The organism is Curtobacterium sp. Curtsp22, assembly GCF_059492135.1.
Genome location: NZ_CP168519.1, coordinates 1,343,063 through 1,364,919 on the forward strand (window position 1 = coordinate 1,343,063; position 21,857 = coordinate 1,364,919).

18 protein-coding genes and 1 pseudogene are annotated in these 21,857 nt (G+C 71.9%); 7 read left to right on the top strand and 12 right to left on the bottom strand.

Annotation, left to right across the window (positions count from 1 at the left end; genetic code table 11):
* Window positions 1-131: 131 nt before the first annotated feature.
* From ACEN8D_RS06345 to ACEN8D_RS06365, 5 genes are all read right to left on the bottom strand, one after another.
* Window positions 132-953 carry a DUF4397 domain-containing protein gene (locus ACEN8D_RS06345; protein WP_413399315.1) on the bottom strand — a complete coding sequence of 274 codons (822 nt, stop codon included), beginning with the start codon at window positions 951-953 and terminating at the stop codon, window positions 132-134.
* Between the two features lie 53 nt (window positions 954-1,006).
* The gene (locus tag ACEN8D_RS06350; protein ID WP_413399314.1) at window positions 1,007-3,001 is read right to left on the bottom strand and encodes an ArnT family glycosyltransferase; all 1,995 of its coding nucleotides are present in this window, start codon (window positions 2,999-3,001) and stop codon (window positions 1,007-1,009) included.
* A complete protein-coding gene (locus ACEN8D_RS06355) occupies window positions 2,998-4,500 on the bottom strand; it encodes a glycosyltransferase (protein ID WP_071295931.1) in 1,503 nt (500 codons plus the stop codon). The genes ACEN8D_RS06350 and ACEN8D_RS06355 overlap by 4 nt, the downstream gene beginning before the upstream one ends.
* On the bottom strand, window positions 4,497-4,994 hold the full coding sequence (locus ACEN8D_RS06360; protein WP_413399313.1) for a GtrA family protein: 498 nt from the start codon (window positions 4,992-4,994) through the stop codon (window positions 4,497-4,499). The genes ACEN8D_RS06355 and ACEN8D_RS06360 overlap by 4 nt, the downstream gene beginning before the upstream one ends.
* Window positions 4,995-5,197: 203 nt before the next feature.
* Window positions 5,198-6,202: an aldo/keto reductase family protein gene (locus ACEN8D_RS06365; RefSeq protein WP_413461384.1), complete on the bottom strand. Its 1,005-nt coding sequence runs from the start codon at window positions 6,200-6,202 to the stop codon at window positions 5,198-5,200.
* 332 nt (window positions 6,203-6,534) lie between these two features.
* On the opposite strand from ACEN8D_RS06365, the gene ACEN8D_RS06370 reads away from it, so the two are divergent.
* The 4 genes from ACEN8D_RS06370 to ACEN8D_RS06385 all read left to right on the top strand — a co-directional run bounded on the left by ACEN8D_RS06370 (window position 6,535) and on the right by ACEN8D_RS06385 (window position 10,379).
* Window positions 6,535-7,479: a putative endonuclease domain-containing protein gene (locus tag ACEN8D_RS06370; RefSeq protein WP_413400178.1), complete on the top strand. Its 945-nt coding sequence runs from the start codon at window positions 6,535-6,537 to the stop codon at window positions 7,477-7,479.
* A 129-nt stretch (window positions 7,480-7,608) separates the two neighbouring features.
* Window positions 7,609-8,169 carry a YceI family protein gene (locus tag ACEN8D_RS06375; protein WP_070416635.1) on the top strand — a complete coding sequence of 187 codons (561 nt, stop codon included), beginning with the start codon at window positions 7,609-7,611 and terminating at the stop codon, window positions 8,167-8,169.
* Between the two features lie 630 nt (window positions 8,170-8,799).
* Window positions 8,800-9,366 (top strand): TIGR03086 family metal-binding protein, encoded by a 567-nt coding sequence (locus tag ACEN8D_RS06380; RefSeq protein ID WP_309778965.1) that lies wholly within the window; start codon window positions 8,800-8,802, stop codon window positions 9,364-9,366.
* Complete coding sequence (locus tag ACEN8D_RS06385) at window positions 9,363-10,379, top strand: aldo/keto reductase (RefSeq protein WP_413399625.1); 1,017 nt, start codon at window positions 9,363-9,365, stop codon at window positions 10,377-10,379. The genes ACEN8D_RS06380 and ACEN8D_RS06385 overlap by 4 nt, the downstream gene beginning before the upstream one ends.
* A gap of 41 nt (window positions 10,380-10,420) precedes the next feature.
* On the opposite strand, the pseudogene ACEN8D_RS06390 reads toward ACEN8D_RS06385, so the two are convergent.
* Window positions 10,421-11,320, bottom strand: a pseudogene (locus ACEN8D_RS06390) (oxygenase MpaB family protein); the annotation flags it as partial.
* 60 nt (window positions 11,321-11,380) lie between these two features.
* Here ACEN8D_RS06390 and ACEN8D_RS06395 point away from each other — a divergent pair.
* Window positions 11,381-13,066, top strand: coding sequence for a long-chain-fatty-acid--CoA ligase (locus ACEN8D_RS06395; protein WP_413399626.1), 1,686 nt, complete (start codon window positions 11,381-11,383; stop codon window positions 13,064-13,066).
* Between the two features lie 64 nt (window positions 13,067-13,130).
* On the opposite strand, the gene ACEN8D_RS06400 is transcribed toward ACEN8D_RS06395, so the two are convergent.
* The 4 genes from ACEN8D_RS06400 to ACEN8D_RS06415 form a co-directional block, all read right to left on the bottom strand.
* Window positions 13,131-14,165, bottom strand: coding sequence for an EamA family transporter (locus tag ACEN8D_RS06400; protein WP_495601202.1), 1,035 nt, complete (start codon window positions 14,163-14,165; stop codon window positions 13,131-13,133).
* Window positions 14,162-16,063 carry an APC family permease gene (locus ACEN8D_RS06405; protein WP_396127757.1) on the bottom strand — a complete coding sequence of 634 codons (1,902 nt, stop codon included), beginning with the start codon at window positions 16,061-16,063 and terminating at the stop codon, window positions 14,162-14,164. Before ACEN8D_RS06405 ends, ACEN8D_RS06400 begins: the two co-directional genes overlap by 4 nt.
* A 104-nt stretch (window positions 16,064-16,167) precedes the next feature.
* Window positions 16,168-16,533, bottom strand: a complete 366-nt coding sequence (locus tag ACEN8D_RS06410; RefSeq protein WP_413399857.1) for a hypothetical protein — start codon at window positions 16,531-16,533, stop codon at window positions 16,168-16,170.
* 11 nt (window positions 16,534-16,544) lie between these two features.
* A complete protein-coding gene (locus tag ACEN8D_RS06415) occupies window positions 16,545-17,969 on the bottom strand; it encodes a PspC domain-containing protein (RefSeq protein ID WP_495601203.1) in 1,425 nt (474 codons plus the stop codon).
* A 114-nt stretch (window positions 17,970-18,083) separates the two neighbouring features.
* On the opposite strand from ACEN8D_RS06415, the gene ACEN8D_RS06420 reads away from it, so the two are divergent.
* Both ACEN8D_RS06420 and ACEN8D_RS06425 read left to right on the top strand, forming a co-directional pair.
* Window positions 18,084-19,313 carry an ATP-binding protein gene (locus ACEN8D_RS06420; protein ID WP_495601204.1) on the top strand — a complete coding sequence of 410 codons (1,230 nt, stop codon included), beginning with the start codon at window positions 18,084-18,086 and terminating at the stop codon, window positions 19,311-19,313.
* A complete protein-coding gene (locus ACEN8D_RS06425; protein WP_413399527.1) occupies window positions 19,310-19,993 on the top strand; it encodes a LuxR C-terminal-related transcriptional regulator in 684 nt (227 codons plus the stop codon). Before ACEN8D_RS06420 ends, ACEN8D_RS06425 begins: the two co-directional genes overlap by 4 nt.
* Window positions 19,994-19,996: 3 nt before the next feature.
* On the opposite strand, the gene ACEN8D_RS06430 is transcribed toward ACEN8D_RS06425, so the two are convergent.
* Both ACEN8D_RS06430 and ACEN8D_RS06435 read right to left on the bottom strand, forming a co-directional pair.
* Window positions 19,997-20,851 (bottom strand): ABC transporter permease, encoded by an 855-nt coding sequence (locus ACEN8D_RS06430; protein WP_413399528.1) that lies wholly within the window; start codon window positions 20,849-20,851, stop codon window positions 19,997-19,999.
* Complete coding sequence (locus ACEN8D_RS06435) at window positions 20,848-21,849, bottom strand: ATP-binding cassette domain-containing protein (RefSeq protein WP_309778958.1); 1,002 nt, start codon at window positions 21,847-21,849, stop codon at window positions 20,848-20,850. Before ACEN8D_RS06435 ends, ACEN8D_RS06430 begins: the two co-directional genes overlap by 4 nt.
* Between the last annotated feature and the right edge of the window lie 8 nt (window positions 21,850-21,857).

The window sequence follows — 21,857 nt, forward strand, 5'->3', positions numbered from 1 at the left end:
TGCGGTGTGGGACTGGGCCCACGCCGCCGGTTCCGGTCCGACGCGCCAGCGGCGGACCGGCCGTGCCGGTGGGGAGAGGCGCGGACCACGCGGGCGGATCCGCTGGGGTGATCCGCGCCTCCGTTCAGGCGTCAGCGGAACAGCGAGCGGAGCGTCGCGATCAGCTCGTGGGTGGCCTGCTCGACCGGGTCGGCGGCCGCGCCGCCACCACCGGTCTGCACCCCGCCGGACGGCGTGGACGCCGTGGCTGCCGCGTCCGTGACGGGCACGACCGTGAGGTCGCCCTTGCTGTCGTCGAGCACGAACAGCGTCGAGACGGTGTTGCCCGCGAGGTCGACCTTCGCCGTGCCCCGCTGCCCGCTGCCCGAGACGTCGAGCGTCCACTTGCCGGCGTCGACGGTGGCGTACTTCGTGGCGGTGCCGAAGGCGGCGTCCTCGGCGACGGCGGTCCCCTCGGAGGTGCTCACGTCGACCGACTTCGCGGTGGTCGCGGCCTGCACGAGCCGGAGCTTCGCCTTGCCGTCGCCGGGCTGCTGGAGGTCGTCGGTGAACGCGGTCGTCTTGAGCTGCGAGTTCTTGCCGTAGGCGACGACGGTGCTCGCGTCGCCCTTGTCGACCGTGACGTCGGTGGAGATCACCGGGGTCGAGTCGGGGGCGTCGGCGGCGCGCATCGACAGGACGTAGGTGCCGACCGGGAGCTCCTGGTACGGGCTGACCTGGCCGTAGGTGACGTCGTCGAGCTCGAAGACCGTCTTGCCGCCGGCCAGGCTCGACAGCTCGACGTCGACGCCCTTCGTGTCCGGGGAGAGGTGGCCGACGCGGAGCCAGCCCTGGTCGCTCGAGGTGGCGGCGGGTGTGGCGGCGGTCGCTGTTTGCGGCGCGAGGCCGACGGCTGCGGCGACGAGGCTCGTGGCGAGGGCGCCGACGAGGAGGGTGCGACGAGGTGCGGGCATGGTGGTGCTCCTTCTGGTCGTGGTTCGGGTCTGGTGGGTGGGTGCGGCGGCGGTCACGAGGCGCTCGTCGCGGTCGTGGTCGGGTCGGCGGGGGCGTAGACGACGGTCAGGCGCGACCCGTCCCGCTCGACCGAGTCGGGTCGGAACCCGCTGGCCATGGCGTCGAGGGTGGCCTCGACGCGGGACGCCTCGGCGTTCCCCGGGGCGTGCAGGACGACCCGGCGGAAGGGCTGCCCGGCCTCGCCGGACACCGGCGTGAACCGGTCGACCTGGACGAACCCGTCGGCGAGGACCTGCCCGAGCGCGATCATCGCCCGCGAGTCCACCTGCCCGGCGCGGAACTGCGACTTCGTGCCCTCGTCGGCGAAGAGCGCCGGGTTCGAGGCGAGCTCGGTCCCCATCGTCTTCCGGAGGTCGGTCGCGCGGGTGATGGCGGCCTCGGCGGCCGTCGACCCCTCGGCGTGGATGCGTCGGACGTCGACCCGCTGGTTCCCGGTGCCGAACGCGGCGACGGTCGTCGAGTTCTCGATCGCCTGGCGGATGTCCGACGACGAGTTGCCGCCGGTGCGCATGGAGTCCGTCGTGACGACGTAGTCCGAGTCCTTCCAGCCGTTCGGCGACTGGCGTTCGACCGCAGCGTCGGTGTCGAGCTTGTAGTACCAGATGACGTTGTTCCGGGCGAAGCCGTCCTGCACGAGGTCGACCCACATGGCGTCGTCCACGAGCAGCCGCGAGGACTTCGGGACGTTGTCACCGACCCACTGCTCGGCCTGCTGCATCGGCAGGTCGAGGTTGCCGAGCACGAACCCGCGCAGCTGCGTCCCCCAGAGCGGGAGTGCGACGAGGAGTGCCGCGGACGTCACGACCGCCCACGTGGTGCCGAGGCCCCGGCGGACGACGGCCCGCGCATCGGTCCCCGAGGTCCCGCGCAAGCGGCCGAGCACGGCGAGGACGGCACGTTCGGCGGTGTAGGCGACGAGGAGCGCGGCGAACGGGATGAGCATGATCACGTACGGCACGGGCAGGTACCCGTTCGGGCGGAACATCATGAGCAGCAGGAACACGAGCATCGCCGCGATCGGGCGTACCCGGCGGAGGAACAGCCCGACGAACGCTGCGGCCGAGCCGAGCACGATGAACACCGGGTCGAGCGCCCACCACTGCGCGGCGGCTTCGTTCGCGAGGCTCCCCGCGTCGAAGACCGATCCGCTGGCCGCCCGGGAACCGAGCTGGTAGGTGATGCCCTCGAAGAGGCTGACCCGACCGGTGCCGGGCAGGAGCTCGCCCTTCACCGCGGCGAGCAGCAGGTACCCGCCACCGATCACGGCGAGCACGGCCCCGGCGACGCTGAGCGTGTACCGGCGGGTGCTCCGGTCGGCCCGGCGCACCGCGATCCAGATGAGGAACGGCAGGGCGAGCAGGTACGTCTCCTTCGAGAGCACCGCGATGCCGAGGCACGCAGCGGCACCCGCGAAGCCGGCGAGCTGCTGGCGACGGCTGAGCACCAGGACGAACGCGGCGAGGAGCCACGGCGTCGCGACGTTGTCGATGTAGACCGTGCGGTGGTACTGCAGGGCCAGGGGCGACAGCGCGAACACGAGGCCGGCGACCGCCGCGGTGGCACGGCCGGCACCGAGTCGACGGGCGAGGACGAACAGCAGGATGCTCGACACGGCGGCGAAGAACACCATCGCCTCGCGCCCGGCCTCGACGGCGAACGGGTAGCGCGCGAACGCCCCGGTCAGCGAGGTGTACCCGGCGATCTGGATCCAGCCCAGCGGCGGGTGGTCGTACCAGTACGTGTAGTGGGTGATCTCGCCGAGGTGCGTGATCGCCCACGCCTGCGCGGTGTACGTTCCCTCGTCGTCGATCCGCTGCGGCGTGCCGGACATGTTCCACGACTGCACGACGACGGTCACGGCGAGGACGGGGAGGAGCCAGCCGAGGCTCGCGGCGTGCCGGCGGAACCAGGCGCCGACGCCGGAGCGCTGGCGGGCGACGGCTCCTCGGATCGGGATGCCGGTGGTGTCGGTGATGCTGGCGGTCATCGGGTCCCTCCGGTGGTCGACGCGACGAGTTCACGGTCGTCCGAGCGGTCGTCCGCCCGGTCGGTGGTCACGGCGTTCGCGAAGCCGACGACCTCGGCCGACTGCCCGGCCGTTCGGTGCTGCCCGGTGTGCTCGGTCTTCTCCCACCCGTTCTGCCCCTTGGCGTGCCGGACCACGGCCCGGACCGCCGCCGCGGCGAGGAAGATCTGGTACGGCACGAGGCCGAGCACGAGCTTCACGTAGTCGCGGATCCGGACCTTCTCCTTGTAGAGCCGACCGAACTCGTTGAGGCCGACGACCTCGACGGCGAGCAGCATGAGCGTCGGGGCGACGGGCACGAACGACACGAGGGCGATCGCCGTCGGCACCTTGACGAACAGGATCATCAGGACGCTGAGCGGGATGAGCAGCCCCGTGGCCGCCTGGATGAACGGCATCGTCAGCATGTAGCGGGCGAAGAACCGCTGGCGGAACGACGGGAGCTTCTTCCACTCCCCCTTGCCGAGCACCTGCAGGAAGCCCTGGTTCCACCGGGTCCGCTGCTTGAGCAGGGAGGCGAAGGTGGGCGGGGTCTCCTCGCGGGTGACGGCCTCGGGGCTGTAGGCGACGACGACCTTGGCGCCGTCGGCGGACAGTCGGACGCCGAGCTCGCAGTCCTCGGCGAGGCAGTGCGCGTCCCAGCCGTTCGACCAGTCCAGGCGTTCCTTCGTCACGAAGACGGTGTTGCCGCCGAGCGGGATGAACTTCGACCCGGCGTGGAAGTGCAGGCGCGAGCGGAACCAGAAGTAGTACTCGAGCACGTTCCGGAGCGACCACCAGCTCGACTTGAAGTTCATCAGCTGCACGCCGCCCTGCACGACGTCGGCGTCGGTCTCCTGGAAGCGCGAGTCGACCAGGGAGAGCAGCCGCGGGTAGACCTCGTCCTCCGCGTCGAACACGCCGACGATGTCGCCCGTCGCGTACTGGAGCGCGAGGTTCATCGCCTTCGGCTTGTTCTTCGGCGCGGTGTCGTCGACGACCACCTTGATGAGTTCGGGGTGCCGGGCCGCGGCGGCACGCACGACGGCGTCCGTCTCGGGGTCGTCCTCGCCGACGATCGCGATGATCTCGAAGTCCGGGTGGTCCTGCTTCGCGAGCATGTCGAGCGTCTCCCCCATGACGTCCTGCTCGTGGCGGCCGGGGACCAGCAGCGTGAACCGGTGCGCCGCCGGGCGCGGCGTCTGGCTGAAGCTCGTGGACTTGAGCGCGTCGCGCGAGCGCCAGGCGTGCAGCATCCACCACAGCGTGGTGAGCGCGATGATCGTGAGCAGCACGGAGATCGCGATGAGGGCCGAGTACCCGACCCACTCGCCGACCGACCAGGCGGCCTGCGGGAGCTGACCCGAGCCTCCTGTCGGGACGTCGGTCGTGCCGCGGTTCGGGACGCTCGACGGAGCCGTCCCCTCGTTCGGCTGGAGCAGCGGCCCTGCGGCCGTCCACAGCGTGGCGGAGATGGTCATTCGGCGAGCTCCTTCGCGTGAGCGTCGGTGGAACGGAAGACGAGGGCCTTGTACGCGGCGAACCGGAACGCGGTGCCGAGCACGAGACCCACCCCGTTGCCGGCGACGTTGTCGGCGAGGGTGGAGGTGAAACCGAGGACGTAGTGCGAGACGAACAGGCACGCTGCGGCGATGCCGAGCCCGATGAGGTTCGTGACCGCGAACAGGAGCCCCTCGCGGAGGGTCTCGCGGCGGCCGGTCTGCCGCTCGGCCCGGAACGTGATGAACCGGTTGCCGATCCAGGCCACGGCCGTGGAGACGACGGCGGAGACGATCTTCGCGGCGATCGGCCGGTCGGGCATCACGGTCGCGCGGAGGAGGTTGTAGACGCCGAGGTCGATGACGAAGCAGACGGCGCCGATGCTGCCGAAGGAGACGAGTTGCCGCGCGAGCACCACCAGGCGCGCGACGGCCGCGCGCGGAGGGACGGGTACCGCGCCGGTTGCGGATGGCACCACAACGGGGGTATCGGTTCGGGTCATGCCCCCGATTCGGGGGGCTTCTCGAGGCGGTTTGGGTGGGGTACAGACTTACGGATGGTTCTGCCAGTTTCGCGACACCCGCTGTTCACATGCGGGTCGCGGTGGACGCGCCTCCACGACGGACTGGAGGCGCGGTGCCAGCTGGCACCGCGCCTCCAGGTCGGGGCTGGTCGCGTCTACGCGGGGCGCGACTCCGGGCTGACGGTCTTCGACGCGTCGCGCTCCGGGATGTCCCCCAGGGCTGCGTCGAGCGCCGCGAGGGCGTCGGCGTCCAGGCGCACGCCCGCGGCCTTGACGTTGTCGGTGACCTGCTCCGGACGGGACGCGCCGACGATCGCACTCGCGACGTTCTCGTTCTGGAGCGTCCACGCGATGGCGAGCTGCGCGAGGGTCAGGCCGGCCTGGTCGGCCACGGGCTGGAGGCGCTGGACGGCCTCGAGGACCTCGTCGCGCATGAACCGCTTGATCATGTCGGCGCCGCCCTTCTCGTCGGTGGCGCGGGAGCCCTCGGGGAGGGGCTGACCGGGCTTGTACTTGCCGGTGAGCACGCCCTGGGCGATCGGCGACCAGACGATCTGGCTGAGGCCGAGCTGCTTCGACGCGGGGACGACCTCGCCCTCGATGACGCGCCACAGCATCGAGTACTGCGGCTGGTTCGAGATGAGCTGGAAGCCGAGCTCCTTCGCGAGCGCGGCACCGGCGCGGATCTGCTCGGCGTTCCACTCGCTGACGCCGATGTACAGCGCCTTGCCCTGGCGGACGACGTCGGCGAAGGCCTGCATCGTCTCCTCGAGGGGGGTCTCGTGGTCGTACCGGTGCGCCTGGTAGAGGTCGACGTAGTCGGTCTGCAGCCGCTCGAGCGACCCGTCGATCGACTCCATGATGTGCTTGCGGCTGAGGCCGACGTCGTTGTGCCCCTTCGGCCCGGTCGGCCAGTAGACCTTCGTGAAGATCTCCAGCGACTGGCGGCGCTCGGCCTGCAGTGCCTCGCCGAGGACGGTCTCGGCGGCGGTGTTGGCGTACGTGTCCGCGGTGTCGAACGTGGTGATGCCGGCGTCGAGCGCTGCCCGCACGCACTGGGTGGCGACGTCGTTCTCGACCTGCGAGCCGTGCGTCAGCCAGTTGCCGTAGGTGATCTCGGAGATCTTGAGTCCGGAGTTGCCCAGGTACCTGAATTCCATGCTCCCGACGCTAGCGGGCTTCCCCGCGCCGTGAGGGGCCGTGCGAGTACCTGGGTGCGGGGGCGCGCTGCGGCGCGCGGCGCGCGCGGGGCGGGGGCGCGCGAGCGGGAGGGGGTGCGCGAGCGGGAGGGGATGCGCGGGCGGCGGGGATGCGCGAGCGGGCGGAATACCCACGGGACCACGCTGGGACCGCGCCGGTTCCGCCCGCTCGCGCCGCTCCTCCCGAGCCGCCTCGAGCCGGCCATCCGTCCACAGGCGGTCGCTTGCACCAGCCGTCCACAGATCAGGGCGGGCGCCACTTGCACGGTGCCGCCGGCGGCCACGCTGGCCGCATGCACGTCGACGCGACCTTCCCGATGGCCCTCCGCGGCCGGCCGTTCCGCGTGCGCGAAGCCCTGCACCGCGGCGTCAGCGTCGGCCGACTCCGATCACGAGCGTTCCTCCGCCCGTTCCACGGCATCCACGCCTGGACCGGTCCGCAGACGCACGACGAGCGCGCACGAGCGGTGCAGCCGCGCCTGCGCCCGGACCAGGCGTTCAGCCACACGACCGCCGCAGCGATCCTCGGCTTCCCGCTCCCGCGCCGGCTCGAGCGCGATCCTCGCGTCCACGTGACGACGATCGGGACGGACCAGGCGCTCCGCGTCCGTGGGACGATCGGGCACCGCGCTCGCCGCGGCAGACTCCGGGTGGTCCACTCGGGCACCGCAGCACTGACCCACCCGGCCGACACGTTCGTCGCGCTCGCGACCCTCCTGAGCCGCGACGAACTCGTCGTGGTCGGCGACGCGATCATCGGCTGGCTCGGCTGGTGCGACCACGCCGAACTGGTCGCCGCAGCTCGTCGCTACCGCGGGGCGAGGGGCATCCGTCGCGTCCGAGCAGCCCTCGCCGAGATGCGCCCAGGGTCACGTTCGCCCGGCGAGACCCGGCTCCGACTCGCCCTCACCCGGCGCGGTCTGCCGCAACCCGCCCTGAACCACGACGTGGTGGTGGACGGTCGGTGGATCGCGTGCGTCGATCTCGCCTACCCGGACGCCCGTGTCGCGATCGAGTACGAGAGCGACCTCCACCGCACCGACGATCGCACGTTCCGCAAGGACATCACGCGGGGTGAACACCTGAAGGACGCCGGCTGGTGGCTGCTGCGCGCCACGGCGGACGACGTGGGACCGGCGATCGAGGCGCTCGTGGCGCGCGTCCGTCGCCTCCTCGACGGCGTTGCGACCGGGAGGCACGACCCACGTCCGACACGCCGTCCAGCGTCATCGAGATGAACATTGGTTGACGCTTCAACCAAACACGTGCAGAATGGGCTAGCATCAACTTCGATGCAGGCGCATGGAATCGCGGTTCCGCCCGACGCCTGCTCGGGAACGCAGTCCACACGCTTCGAAGGAGTCACCATGACGCTCACCGCCTCGACCATCCCCGGCTACCAGACCGGTACCTGGAAGATCGACCCCACCCACTCCGAGGTCACGTTCTCGGTCCGCCACCTCGCGATCAGCAAGGTCAAGGGCAAGTTCGAGACCTTCGACGCCACCGTCGTCACCGCCGAGAACCCGCTCGAGTCGACTGTCGAGGCGAACATCGATGTCGCGTCGATCAACACCGGCCAGGAGCAGCGCGACCAGCACCTCAAGACGAGCGACTTCTTCCTCACCGAGGAGCACCCGCAGCTCACCTTCCGCTCGACGAGCATCGAGGCCAAGGGCGACGACCTGCACATCGCCGGCGACCTGACCCTGCGTGGCGTCACCAAGCCGGTCGTCCTCAAGGCCGAGCTCGGCGGCTTCACGACCGACGGCTACGGCCAGGTCAAGTTCGGCGCCGAGGCCACGACCAAGATCGACCGCACCGAGTTCGGCGTGAACTGGAACGCTGCGCTCGAGGCCGGTGGCTTCACGCTCGGCAACGACGTGACGATCAACCTCGACGTGCAGTTCGTCCTCCAGGCGGCCTGACACCTCGTCCCTCCTGACCCGAAGGTCTTCGCGTTGCGCGTGACCTGAGGGACATCGAACCGCAGGACACTGCAGTACCCGAAGCGAACGGCCCGGCTCCTCCCCCACGGAGTCGGGCCGTTCGTCGTTGCGGGGTGGGGCCGCGGGCGGCGGGCGGCGGGCGGCGGGTCGCGCGGTGCTGGGCGTGAGCTGGGCGTGATCGCTCGCGCGTCCCACCGTCGAGCGGGCGGAGTACGCGCGGTTCGCGGCAAGCGCCCGCCGTCTTCCGCCCGCTCGCCACGACCGCCACGCGTTCCACGTGATCGGCTCCGTCGCGAGCGACGGCGTCCCTGGTCGCGCGCGCCGGCGTCCCTGGTCGCGCGCGCCACACACGCCGATCGGGCGGATTCGGCGCCGATGGACGTCGCACCCCCGCACATTTCGCCCGCTCGCCCGGCGACCGCGCGCAGTAGCGTGAGACCGCAGCGTCCGCCGACCGGCACCGGGCGACCGCCGCGGGGAATCGGAACCCGAGCTGGAAGGTTGCAGGGGAGCACACGGGAACCCGCCTCCGGGCCGGTCGTCGAACACCCACCAAAACGCAGCACCCCGCACCCCGCACCCGCAGGACCCACGAACAGGAGCACCACCATGGCCACCGACTGGATCGCGCTGCAGGCACTCGCGGCAGCCGAGTTCGGCCGCCGCGTCGCCGCCGTCACGGACTGGGACGCGTCGACCCCCGACTCCGAATGGACCACCCGAGACCTCGTCCGACACGTCGTCGAGGAGCAGCGGTGGATCCCGAAGCTCCTGACTGGGTGCGACTACGCCCAGGCCGAAGCGGATCTCGAAGCGGTCGGCTCCGACCTCGCGGCCGAGTGGGCGAAGTTCGCGGCCGAAGCCATCGAGGCGTGGCAGAGAACGCCCGCTGACACGCCGGTGCACCTCGCCACGGACGTCGTCCCGGCCGGGCAGTACCTCACCGAGCAGACGAGCGACATCACGATCCACACGTGGGACCTCGCGCGGGCGACCGGCAGCGACGAGACCCTGCCGGACGAACTCGTGCAGGCCGTGTGGGAGCACTTCGAGCCGCAGATCGAGGACCTCGCCGCGACGGGCCTCTACGCCGCACCGGTCGACGTCGGCGAGGACGCGCCGCTGCAGGTCCGCCTCCTCGCGGTCACAGGGCGCGATGCCAGGGTGGCGGCATGACCGAAACCGCCCGCTCGACAAGCCCGGCACCCCCGACCACCCGCCTCGGCGCCTCCGGCCTCCAGATCAGCTCCGTCATCCTCGGCATGATGTCCTACGGCGACCCCGACAAGGGCGCCCACGAGTGGAGCGTCGGCATCGACGAGGCCCGCCCCTTCGTCCGCCGCGCCTACGACCAGGGCATCACCACGTTCGACACCGCGAACGTCTACTCCGCGGGCAGCTCCGAGGAGATCACCGGCACCCTCCTCAAGGAACTCGCCCCGCGCGAGGAGGTCCAGGTCTTCACCAAGGTCTTCAACCGCATGCGCCCGGGCCCCAACGGCGCCGGACTCTCGCGGGCGGCGATCATGCACGAGATCGACGCCTCGCTGACCCGCCTCGGCACGGACTACGTCGACCTGTACCAGATCCACCGTTTCGACCCGCACACCCCGGTCGAGGAGACGATGGAGGCCCTCCACGACGTCGTGAAGGCCGGCAAGGCGCGCTACATCGGCGCGAGCAGCATGTGGGCGTGGCAGTTCGCCGAGATGCAGCACGTCGCCGACCTGCACGGGTGGACGCGGTTCGTCAGCATGCAGGACCAGTACAACCTCCTCGAACGCGAGGAGGAGCGCGAGATGCACCCCTTCTGCGCCCACACCGGCGTCGGCGTGATCCCGTGGAGCCCGCTCGCCCGCGGCAAGCTCACCCGTCCCTGGGACGCGCAGGGCTCCGGCAGCAGGGCCGACACCGACGAGTTCGGCAAGACGCTCTACAAGCAGGACGAGGACGCCAATCGCGCGATCGTCGACGCGGTGCAGCAGGTGGCCGAGGCGCACGACGCGAGCATGGCCCAGATCGCCCTCGCGTGGGTCATGCGGCAGCCCGCGGTCTCCGCCCCGATCGTCGGCGCGACGAAGGAGCACCACATCGACGACGCGGTCGCTGCGACGACGATCGAGCTCACGGACGACGAGGTCACCCGTCTCGAATCCGCGTACACACCCCGGGTGCCGTCCGGTTTCTGACGTACCCACCTGACGGACGCGTCCGGAATCCGCCGCTCGCCGCCCAGCCGCGCGATCCGCACGAGCGCCGCGCGCTCCGTCCCCGGCTGGTGCCCGAGCACGGCACCGATGCCGTCGAGCACCACGCCCGCCGTCCGCCGGACCGGGAACTCCACCGGCCCGACCGCAGGCGTCCGCAACCCGAGCATCGAGCGGTGCCGCGGATCGAGGGAGACGACCGCGCCGTCGAAGAGCGCCCGGTACCCGGGGCGCAGCAGGCGCGCGAGCGGCGGGTCCTTGATGAACCGGACGACGTCGAGCGTCCGTGCGGTCGCGACGAGTTCCCCGCGGTCGAGGTACCCGTTCATCTGGGCACGGAGCTCGGCGTCGGACTCGGGGGCGTCCTCGACGCCCATCAGCCGGCCGGCGATCGCCCACTCGCGCACGTAGGCGTCGGCACCGCCGGGGATGGGGTCGCCCCACAGCTGCGCACTGCGGAGGAAGGCGTCGGTGAACGCGAGGTGCACCCACCGGGCGAGGTCCGGGTCGTTCGCGGCGTACGGCTTCGTGACCCCGTGGCCGTCGACGTACTCGCCACGGACGCGCTCGTGGAGCTTCCGGACCCAGGCGCTCGCGGACCGGGCCGCCGTGGTGTCGCCGTGCGAGACCGTGTAGATCCAGCGGATGGTGCCGGCGAGGCGGCCGAACGGGTCCTCGCGGTAGCGGGAGTGGTCGGCGACGCCGGCGAGCGCCCCGGGGTGGAGCGCCTGGACGAGCAGGGCACGGACACCCGCGAGGATCGTCTGCTTCCCACCGTGCACCGACCAGGTGGCGGAGCCGGGCCCGAAGAACCCGGCGTCGGTGCCCTGTTCGAGCTCGTCGATCCAGGCCGGGCGCTCCGTCGCACCACCGGTGAACGTGTCGTTGAGACGGGATCGGAAGGCATCGGCGACAAAGGGCATGACGCCATCGTCCGTCGTGCCCCTGACAACGCGCTCGGGTGGCCCGCTAGGTTGGTCGGCGTGAGCATCGACACGCCTCGTCCCTGGCTTGCCTCGTACGCCCCGGGGGTCCCGCACGACATCGACGAGCCGACCGGCTCCCTGTACGACATCGTGGAGGGGTCCGCCAGGCGCTTCCCGAAGAAGGTCGCACTCGAGTTCTTCAAGCGGACGACGACGTACGCCGAGCTCGAGGAGCAGATCCTCCGGGCGGCGAACGGCCTCCGCAAGCTCGGGGTGACCGCCGGCGACCGGGTGGCGATCGTGCTGCCGAACTGCCCGCAGCACATCGTGGCCTTCTACGCCGTGCTCCGCCTCGGGGCCGTGGTCGTCGAGCACAACCCGCTGTACACGCCGCGCGAGCTCCGCCACCAGTTCGAGGACCACGGCGCGAAGGTCGCGATCGCGTGGGACAAGTCGGTGGCGACGCTGCAGGATTTCCCCTCGGACGTGAAGCTCGACGCGATCGTCTCGGTCGACCTCACCCGCGCGATGCCGCGCGGGACCCGGATCGCGCTGTCGCTCCCGGTCGCGAAGGCCCGCGAGTCCCGGGCGAAGCTGACCACCAAGGTGCGCGGCACGACGCCGTGGGACGACCTCGTGTCGAACCGGAAGCTGTCGAAGCGCCACCCCCGACCCGCCACCGACGACGTCGCCCTCATCCAGTACACGTCCGGCACGACGGGCGTGCCGAAGGGTGCGGTGCTGTCGCACGGCAACCTCATCGCGAACGCCGCACAGGCCCGGGCGTGGGTCCCGCAGATCCAGCCCGGTGACGGCAGCGTGGTCTACGCGGTCCTGCCGATGTTCCACGCCTACGGCCTGACGCTCTGCCTGACCTTCGCGATGAGCATGGCGTCGCGGCTCGTGCTGTTCCCGACGTTCGACCCGGCACTCGTGCTCGCCGCGATGAAGAAGCACCCGCCGACGTTCCTTCCGGCGGTGCCCCCGATCTACGCGCGGCTGCAGCACGCGGCGGACTCCGCGAAGGTCTCGCTCGAGGGGATCGAGATCGGCATCTCCGGGGCGATGGCGCTCTCGAAGGAGGTCGTCGAGCCGTGGGAGGCCCGTACCGGCGGCTACCTCGTCGAGGGCTACGGACTGTCCGAGTGCTCCCCCGTCCTGCTCGCGAACCCGGTGTCCCCGGCCCGGCGCCTCGGGTCGATCGGCCTGCCGCTGTCCTCGACCGAGGCGCGGGTGGCCGACCCGGACGACCCGACGAAGGTCCTCGGGACCGACGAGCCGGGCGAGCTCCAGGTCCGCGGGCCCCAGGTCTTCCGTGGGTACTGGGGCAAGGCCGAGGCCACCGACGAGGTCTTCACGCCGGACGGCTGGTTCCGGACCGGTGACATCGTGGCGATCGACGCCGACGGGTACGTCCGGATCGTCGACCGCCTCAAGGAGCTCATCATCACCGGCGGGTTCAACGTCTCCCCGACCGAGGTCGAGGACGCCCTGCTCAAGCACCCGAGCGTGCGCGAGGTCGCGGTCGTCGGGATCACCCAGGCCGGCAACGAGCAGGTCGTCGCGGCCGTCGTGCCGAAGGACCCCGCGACGTTCGACGCCGATGCCCTGCGGGCGTGGTCGCGCGAGCACCTCGCCGCGTACAAGGTGCCCCGCCGGGTGGTCGTGGTCGAGGACCTGCCGCGCTCGATGATCGGCAAGGTGCTGCGGCGGAAGGTGCGCGACCAGATCCTCGGCGAGTAGCGGCGCACCCGCGGCGGCGCGCCCGAAGCCCCGGCGGCGCACCCCTGGCGGCGCGCCCGCACCGCTAGGCGCGCGTGCGCTCCGGCACGGCCAGGAACGCCAGCCCGACGACCACCAGCCCGATGCCGACCCAGCCTCCGGCACCGAGGTGCTCCCCCACCACGAGCACGGCGAGCACCGCGGCCACGACGGGCTCGAACAGCGACAGCAGCGTCGCGACCGAGGCGCTCACGGACCGCAGCCCGACGGCGTACAGCGAGTGCCCGAGCACCGTCGGCACGAGCGCCAGGTACAGGAACACCGGCCAGTTCGCCGCGACCCCGAGCGACGCCTGCCCGCCCACGACGGCGAGCACCACGAGCGGGACCGCCGCGAGCCCGAACACCGCACCGAGGAAGCCACGCTCACCCGGCAGGGACGCGCGAGCCGGCAGGGCCGCGCGAGTCAGCAAGGAAGCACGGTCCGCCACGGACACACCACCGGGCAGCGCGACGGGAACGGACACCGCACGCATGCCCCGCGCGACCGCCCACGAGTACAGCGCGTACGTCAGACCGGCGAGCAGCGCACTCCCCAGGCCGAGCACGAGCGACCCGTCCCGATCGGCACCGTCCGACGCACCCGCGCCCGCGCCCGCGTGCGCGGAGGACCGCGCGAGCGTCACGACGACCATCCCGACCACGCTCACCAGGGTGGCGACGACCCACCTGCGCGTGACGCGCCTCCCGTCCGCCACCCACTCGACGAGCCCCGCGAACACGGGCGACGACCCGATGGCCACCGTCGTGCCCAGCGCGACGCCCGCGTCGGCGAGGGCCGCGTAGAACGCGACCGCGTAGACGACGAGCGACGCCGCACCGAGCAGCGCCCAACGACGACTCGCCGGGTCGGCGACCGTGCGGAGCGTGCCGCGACCGGCGCCGAGGGCGAGGACGATCCCGCCGAGGCCGAACGTCACGGCCCCGAACACGAACGCGGGGACCCCGGGCGCGAAGTGCGTCGCGGTGCCGGTGGTCCCCCACACGGCCGCGGCGACGAGGACCGCCGCGAGTCCACCGACGGGCCTGGAGGCGCGGCTCGCGTCCGCCCCGCCCGTCACGACACGTGGACGCTCGGTCGGCGGTTCACGTCGGGCTCCGCCTCGCGCAGCACCTCGCGCGTCACGGGCGCGACGTCACCGACGCCGGTGAACACGAAGCGGATGGCGTTGCGGATCGGGCTGCCCTCGTTCCACTCGAAGTAGATGCTCGGGACGACGCCGGCGATGTCCCGGATGGCGAGGAGCGTCGACGCGATCGTGTTCGGCACGTTGCCCGACCGGACCTTGAGCACGCGGTGCCCGTGGATGACGTGGCCCTCGACGACGAGGTCCTCCTCGAAGTCGGAGGAGTCGGCGGGCAGGACCTCGAGGAACATCGTCGGCACGCGGGCGGGGATGCCGGAGTCGCGGCGTTCCTCGCGCCCCTTCGACCGGTACGCCTCGGCCGTGCCGGCGCCCGGTTCGTTCGCGATGATGCAGACCGAGCTGAACTGGTCGGCGTCGGCCTCGATGAACTGCCGGGCGGTGGCGTCGAGCTCGATCGACGACGCACGGAGCTCGAACGACCGGCGGACCCGGGAGACCAGCGAGACCACGACGATCGCGATGATGAAGATCGCGGCGATCCGGACGCCGTCCGGTCGCTCGATGACGTTCGCGACGGTCGTGTACACGAATACCACGGCGATGATGCCGAACCCGATCGTGCGCTTCTTCTGCTGCTTCCGTCGGGCCGACAGCGTCACCGCGACCGCGGCGCTCGTGATGAGGACGAGCACGCCGGTGGCGTAGGCACCGCCCTGCGCGTCGACGTTCGCCTGGAAGATGATCGTGATCACGAAAGCGATGAGCGTGAAGATGATCACGAGCGGCCGGGTCGCCCGCGCCCACTGCGGTGCCATGCCGTAGCGGGGCAGGAACCGGGGCACGAGGTTGAGCAGACCCGCCATCGCACTCGCACCGGCGAACCACAGGATCGCGACCGTCGAGAAGTCGTACACGGAACCGAACACGCCACCGAGGTACTCGTGCGCCAGGTACGCCAGCGCCCGGCCGTTCGCACCGCCGCCCGGCTGGAACTCATGCTGCGGGATGAGGAACGTCGTGACGATCGACGAGGTGATGAGGAACGAGCTCATGATGACCGCGGCGACGGTGAGCAGGCGCTTCGTCCCGCGGATCCGGCCCTCGGGTCGGGCGCTCGTGTCGTCGGACGCGTCACCGCGCACCTGCGGCATCACCGCGACGCCGGTCTCGAAGCCGGACAGGCCCAGCGCGAGCTTCGGGAAGACGACGAGGGCGATGCCGATCATCACGAGCGGGTTGCTGTGCTGCGCCGTGAGGCCGCTCCACCAGTCGCTCGCGACCATCGGGTGCTCGAACACGTGCCACAGGGACACCCCGACGACGACCGCGTTGAGCAGCAGGTACACCGCGACGAGGGCGACCGCGATGCCGATCGCCTCCTTGAAGCCGCGGAGGAACACCACCCCGAGCAGGAGCAGCAGTGCGAGCGTGAGCGGCACCGGGATCTCGGTGAACCAGTGCGGCGTGAACGGGTTCTCGGCGATGTGCGCCGTCGCGTCCGCCGCGGACAGCGTCATCGTGATCATGAAGTCCGTCACCGCGAACCCGAGCAGCACGAGCACGAAGAGCTTGCCGGCCCACCAGGGCAGGAGCTTCTCGAGCATCATGATCGAGCCGGCGCCCCGGAAGCTGTCCTGCGCGACCCGGCGGTACACCGGCAGGGCGCCGAACAGCGTGACGAGCACGAGCACGATCGTCGCGATCGGCGACAGGAGCCCTGCGGCGAGCGCGGCGATCGCGGGCTGGTACCCGAGCGTCGAGAAGTAGTCGACGCCCGTGAGGCACATGACGCGCCACCACGAGTGGGTCTTCTCCACCTCGACCTGGTGCGGGCCCTGGTGCGAGGCGCCCTGGTCGGCCCCGTGCAGCATCCAGCGACGCACACGGGTGCTTCGGTCGAGGGGAGGCTCGGTCGCGTCGCGTTCCGCGGCCCGCTCGGCGTCTGTCGCGGTCACGGACACGATCGTAGGCCGTCCTAGCGCCGTGGTCTCGCGATCACCGCCGCGACACCGGCCACCACGAGCAGGACCCCGGCGGTCAGGCAGGCCCCGAGCAGGAGCGTCATCGGGTCGACGGTGAACCACGGCAGGGCGCTCACGGCCATCGCGGCGGCGAACACGAGGAGGACGACCCCGGAGAAGACCGTGCCGAAGCGGGGTGCGCGGCGCGGGCGGCGAGCGGGTGCCGGGGCCCCGTCGAACGGGGTGGTCGGGGTGGCCCGGTCGTACGGGGTGGTCCGGTCGTACGGGGTGGTCGGGTCGACCGGGGTGGTCCGGTCGTCCGGGGTGGTCCGGTCGTCCGGGGTGGTCCGGTCGTCCGGGGTGGTCTCGTCGTTCGTCATCGTCTCGTTCCTCACTGGTCGACGGTCACGGCACGCGGCACGTCGACGCCGCCGCCGATGACCCACACGTGCACGGTCGTGGTCTCGGCGGCGTCCGCCGATCGCGCTGCCCGGTTCTCGACGGTCGTCGTGCCGAGCGCGCCACCGAGGCTGTCGTCCGCGTCGTCGTCCGGACGGAGCTCGACGCCGTACCCGACGCCGCTCACCCGGACCCGGACGGGTGCGTCGGTCGGCAGCTGGACCTCGGCTCCCCCGGCTCCGAGCCAGAGGTTCACCGTCCCGCCGCCGTCGGCCTCGTCGAGCCCGCGGAGGTCCAGCGTCGGCCCACCGACCACCATCGCGTAGTTCCGCTCGGTACCCGGCCGGACGTCGTCCACCCGCCAGGTGGTCCCGCCGACGACCGTGACCTGCGTGCCGGTGGGCAGCACCCCCGTCACGACGAGCGCGACGACCCCGATGGTCGAGAACAGCCCGAGGCCACCGCTCTCCCGTCCGCGTACGCCGGCCACGACGGTCGCCACGGCGAGCACGGCGACCGCGGCGGCGATCCCGAGCACCGGCACGGGCAGGTCGGTCTGCTGCGCCCACACCGCGACGCCGGCTCCGACGACGAGGGCGAGGCCCAGACTCACGGCGACGTACCCGGCACCGGGGAGCCGTTCGGCTCGCTCCGCACGCCGTTCCGCCTGACGCTGCCGTTCCGCGCGCATCCGCTCGGTGTGCTGACGGTGTCGGTCCGCCGCGGAGGTCGTGTCCCACTGCCAGGAGGCGCTGCTCGCCCCCGCCGCGGACCCACCGGGAGCGACGTGGTCGGGTCCACCCGCCGTCGTCGCGCCCGTCGCCGCCCACGGCGTCGGCGCGGGGTCGTCGGCACTCGTCCAGAAGTCGCGCCGCGTGCCCGGCTCCGCCGGCTCGCCGTGCGCCGCCGGCTCACCGGCCGCCGCCTGGACGCCGGCTGCCGACTGCGAGCCCCGGCGCGCCAGGACCACCACGAGCCACACGGCGCACCCCACGAGGGCGATCGTCCACGCGGTCCCGAGCGTGGCCGAGAGCCAGCCGGGCATCCCCCACGCCACCGGGACACCCTGCCACCAGATGCCCTGGACGGCGGGGACGAAGGTCAGCACCACGAGGACGCCGATGGCGATGAGCGCCGGGTCGAGCACCCCGCGGACCATCCGCTCGACGTGGATGCGTCCGGACGAGTCCGGCAGCAGCGCCCACCCCGCTGCGTAGGCGAGGAACACGGGGCCGCCGAGGAGCGCCACGACGATCGCGACGCCCCGCACCACGAGCGGGTCGAGCCCGGTGCGCTCGGCGACGGCGCCGCACACGCCGGCGAGCCAGCGGTCGTCAGACCGGGTGACGTGGATGCCCCGGATCCAGTCGAAGAACCGTGTCGCCGACGCGGGGCCGCCGGTGTCCTGTTGTGTCATGGCCACCAGCATCGTGGCCGTCGACGGTCGGCACCATCGGGGTTCACCCTGATCGTCCCCTGATCCCCGCCCCGGAGCCCGCGATCGGCGGACCCGGGGTGCCAGGATTGGCCCATGCCGACCGCCACGATGTCCCGCCCGGCCCTCCGGGTCGTCGGTGGCGTGTGCGGCGGGTTCGCTGCCCACACCGGGCTGCCCGTCGGCGCGGTGCGGCTCGCGACCGCGGTGCTGGCGGTGTGCGGCGGGGCCGGTGTCCTGCTCTACGCCTGGCTCTGGGCGACGACGCCGAGCCAGGGTCCGGCGACGCCGACGTCCCTGCGAGCGGTGCTGACCCGTCCCGCAGCGGACGCCGAGGCCGCGCCGGACGAGCCCGCGCGCCGGGCGCCGGTCGTGGAGATCCTGCTCGGCATCGCCCTGCTGGCGGCGGGCGGCGCGATGGTCGCCTCACGGCTCGGCGCCGACGTCCCGCTCGCGTTCATCGTGCCGGCGATCGTCGTCGCCACCGGAGCGGCACTCGCGTGGCGGCAACTCGACGCCCTCCGGAACGTCCGCGCCGCGGGGTCCTCCGCCCTCGTCGTCCGGGCCCTCGGCGCGCTCGTGCTCGTCGTGCTCGGCATCCTGCTGTTCTTCACCTCGAGCACGCACCCGAACGTCTGGACGGTCCTCACCGCCGCGACCGCGGTGCTGCTCGGCGTCGCCGTCGTGGTCGCGCCCTGGGTGGTCCGGCTCGTCCGCGACCTCGCCGAGGAGCGCGCCGCCCGCGTGCGGGACGTCGAGCGGGCCGAGATCGCGGCGCACCTGCACGATTCCGTCCTGCAGACCCTGGCGCTCATCCAGCAGCGGGCCGAGCCGGGCTCCGACGCCGCACGACTCGCGCGAGCCCAGGAGCGCGAACTCCGGTCGTGGCTGTTCGCCGAGCAGGCCGAGCCGACCGCCGACCTCGGGGCCCAGCTCCGGGCGACCGCGGTCGAGATCGAGACCGAGTACCCGGCGCAGGTCGAGGTGATCGCGATCGGTCCGGCGCGGGCCGACCTGCCCGAGGGCATCGTCGCGGCCGCCCGCGAGGCGATGCTCAACGCCGCTCGGCACGCCGGCGGGACCGTCCGGGTGTACGCCGAGACCGCCCACGACCGCGTGGAGGTCACCATCGGCGACCGCGGGCCGGGCTTCGACCCCGCGGCCGTCCCGGAGGGCCGCTACGGCGTCCGCGAGTCGATCGTCGGCCGGATGCAGCGCATCGGTGGCACCGCGACGATCGCGCCGGGGCCGGGACGCACCGGCACCGAGGTCCGTCTGGTCCTCCCCCTGACCGCCCCCGACCTGCCGACCGAGGAGCACCCGTGACCGAGGACCCCATCGCGCAGCCGCAGGCCGCACCGCTCACCGTCGCCATCGTGGACGACCACTCCATCTTCCGGGCCGGCGTGCGCGCCGGGCTGCCGCCGCGCCTCCTGGTCGTCGGTGAGGCCGCGACCGTCGACGAGGCCGTCGACCTCGTCGCCGCGACCCGACCGCACGTCGTCCTGCTCGACGTCCACCTGCCCGGCGGTGCGGGCGGTGGTGGCGCCGAGGTGATCGCACGCGCCGCCCCGGGCCACCCGGACACCCGGTTCCTCGCGCTGAGCGTCTCGGACGCGGCGGACGACGTGGTGCGGGTGATCCGGGCGGGAGCGCGCGGGTACATCACCAAGAGCTCGTCGGAGGCCGACGTCGCCGAGGCGATCGACCGCGTGGCCGAGGGGGACGCGGTGTTCTCGCCGCGGCTGGCCGGTTTCGTGCTCGACGCGTTCGGCGCGGTGAGCGGCGAGACCGCGCAGGTCGACACGGAACTCGACCGCCTGTCGGCGCGCGAGCAGGAGGTGATGCGGCTCATCGCCCGCGGGTACGCCTACAAGGAGGTCGCCGCGGACCTGTTCATCTCGGTGAAGACCGTGGAGACGCACGTGTCGAAGGTCCTGCGGAAGCTGCAGCTGTCGAACCGGCACGAGCTCACGGCGTGGGCGCTCCAGCGGAAGCTCCTCTGAGCTCTATTTCGAGCTGATCCGCGTGTACTTGTTCACCGACCACGGCACGAACACCACCAGCATCACCGCGATCCCGATCAGCACCGTCACGATCGGGTGCTGCATCGTCCAGATGTCCGGCACCGGCGCCGAGCCGACGTTGCCGAACAGCTCGCGGGCGGCCTGCACGAGCGACGACACCGGGTTCCACTCCGCGAAGACCCGCAGCACGAGCGGCAGCGTGTCGCTCGGGACGAAGGCGTTGGAGATGAACGTCAGCGGGAACAGGATCATGAACGAGGCGTTGTTGATCACCTCGGGCGTCTTGACGCTCATGCCGAGCAGCGCCATCACCCAGCTGAACGCGTAGCTGAAGAGCAGCAGCAGCGCGATGCCGGCGAGGAACTCCAGCGGCGACGAGTTCACCCGCCACCCGACCGCGAGCCCGGTGAGCATCATGATCGCCATCGAGATGCCGTTCAACACCAGGTCGGAGTTCGTCCGGCCGACGAGCACCGCTGACGCCGACATCGGGAGCGTGCGGAACCGGTCGATCAGCCCTTCCTTGAGGTCCTGCGCCATCGCCGAGCCGGAGAACGTCGCGCCGAACACGACCGTCTGGGCGAAGATCCCCGCCATCAGGAACTGCGTGTAGTCGGTCCCCTGCACCTGGATCGCGCCGCCGTAGACCTGGCTGAAGAGCAGGACGAACATGATCGGCTGCAGCACCGCGAACACGAGCATGTCCGGCGACCGCTTGATCTTGATGAGGTTCCGCTTGGTGACCGTCCAGCCGTCCTCGAACCAGACCGCCGCGGGCGAGGTGACGAGGACGGGCAGCTGCCGGCCGAGTGCCGTGGCGGGTGTGGTGGCGGTCATCGTGCCGCCTCCTTCTGCTTCGTGGCAGCCGGGTCGACCGCATCGTCGTCCGTCGCCGCGTGGCCGGTGAGCCGGAGGAACACGTCGTCGAGGGTGGGGCGTCGCATGCCGGCGTCGTGCAGCTCGATGCCGGCGTCACCGAGGTCGGCGAGCACCCGCTGGAGTGCCGAGGGTCCGGCCTCGACCGCGATGGCGTGGGTCCGGCCGTCGCCGGAGGCCTCGACCTCACCGACGCCGTAGCGACGCAGGACGGTCGTGGCGGCGTCCGCATCGGCCTGGTCGACCAGCGTGACGACGACCCGGTGGCCGCCGACCTGGGCCTTGAGGTGGTCGGAGGTGCCCTCGGCGATGACCGTCCCGCCGTCGATCACCGCGATGTCGTCAGCCAACTGGTCGGCCTCTTCGAGGTACTGCGTGGTGAGGAGCACCGTCGTGCCCTCGGCCACGAGCCCCTCGATGACGCCCCAGAGCGCGAGCCGGCTGCGCGGGTCGAGCCCGGTGGTCGGCTCGTCGAGGAACAGCACGCGGGGGTTCATCACAAGCGCGCCGGCGAGGTCGATCCGCCGCCGCATGCCGCCGGAGAAGCCCTTCACCGGACGGTCCCCGGCCTCGGCCAGGTCGAAGACGTCGATGAGCTCGCGAGCCCGTTCCCGCGCCGTCCGACGACCGAGGTGGTAGAGCCGCCCGATCATCTCGAGGTTCTCGAACCCGGTCAGGTTCTCGTCGACCGCGGCGTACTGGCCGGAGACCCCGATGGAACGCCGGGTTGCCTGCGGGTCGGCAATGACGTCGATGCCGTCGATCGTCGCCGTGCCGCTGTCCGGCGTGATGAGCGTGGTCAGCACCTTCACCGTGGTGGTCTTGCCGGCACCGTTCGGCCCCAGCAGCGCCTTGACGGTGCCCTGCGGCACCACCAGGTCGAGCCCGGCCAGTGCGTGCACGGGACCGGACTTCGATCGGTACGTCTTGGTCAGCCCGGAGGCTTCGATGATGGCCATGTCGCTCC

Bases quoted from the DNA above. Each gene is read 5' to 3' on its own strand.
- ACEN8D_RS06345 (WP_413399315.1), bottom strand. From the start codon at position 953: ATGCCCGCACCTCGTCGCACCCTCCTCGTCGGCGCCCTCGCCACGAGC.
- ACEN8D_RS06350 (WP_413399314.1), bottom strand. From the start codon at position 3,001: ATGACCGCCAGCATCACCGACACCACCGGCATCCCGATCCGAGGAGCC.
- ACEN8D_RS06355 (WP_071295931.1), bottom strand. From the start codon at position 4,500: ATGACCATCTCCGCCACGCTGTGGACGGCCGCAGGGCCGCTGCTCCAG.
- ACEN8D_RS06365 (WP_413461384.1), bottom strand. From the start codon at position 6,202: ATGGAATTCAGGTACCTGGGCAACTCCGGACTCAAGATCTCCGAGATC.
- ACEN8D_RS06370 (WP_413400178.1), top strand. From the start codon at position 6,535: ATGCACGTCGACGCGACCTTCCCGATGGCCCTCCGCGGCCGGCCGTTC.
- ACEN8D_RS06375 (WP_070416635.1), top strand. From the start codon at position 7,609: ATGACGCTCACCGCCTCGACCATCCCCGGCTACCAGACCGGTACCTGG.
- ACEN8D_RS06380 (WP_309778965.1), top strand. From the start codon at position 8,800: ATGGCCACCGACTGGATCGCGCTGCAGGCACTCGCGGCAGCCGAGTTC.
- ACEN8D_RS06385 (WP_413399625.1), top strand. From the start codon at position 9,363: ATGACCGAAACCGCCCGCTCGACAAGCCCGGCACCCCCGACCACCCGC.
- ACEN8D_RS06405 (WP_396127757.1), bottom strand. From the start codon at position 16,063: ATGCTGCACGGGGCCGACCAGGGCGCCTCGCACCAGGGCCCGCACCAG.
- ACEN8D_RS06410 (WP_413399857.1), bottom strand. From the start codon at position 16,533: ATGACGAACGACGAGACCACCCCGGACGACCGGACCACCCCGGACGAC.
- ACEN8D_RS06415 (WP_495601203.1), bottom strand. From the start codon at position 17,969: ATGACACAACAGGACACCGGCGGCCCCGCGTCGGCGACACGGTTCTTC.
- ACEN8D_RS06420 (WP_495601204.1), top strand. From the start codon at position 18,084: ATGCCGACCGCCACGATGTCCCGCCCGGCCCTCCGGGTCGTCGGTGGC.
- ACEN8D_RS06430 (WP_413399528.1), bottom strand. From the start codon at position 20,851: ATGACCGCCACCACACCCGCCACGGCACTCGGCCGGCAGCTGCCCGTC.
- ACEN8D_RS06435 (WP_309778958.1), bottom strand. From the start codon at position 21,849: ATGGCCATCATCGAAGCCTCCGGGCTGACCAAGACGTACCGATCGAAG.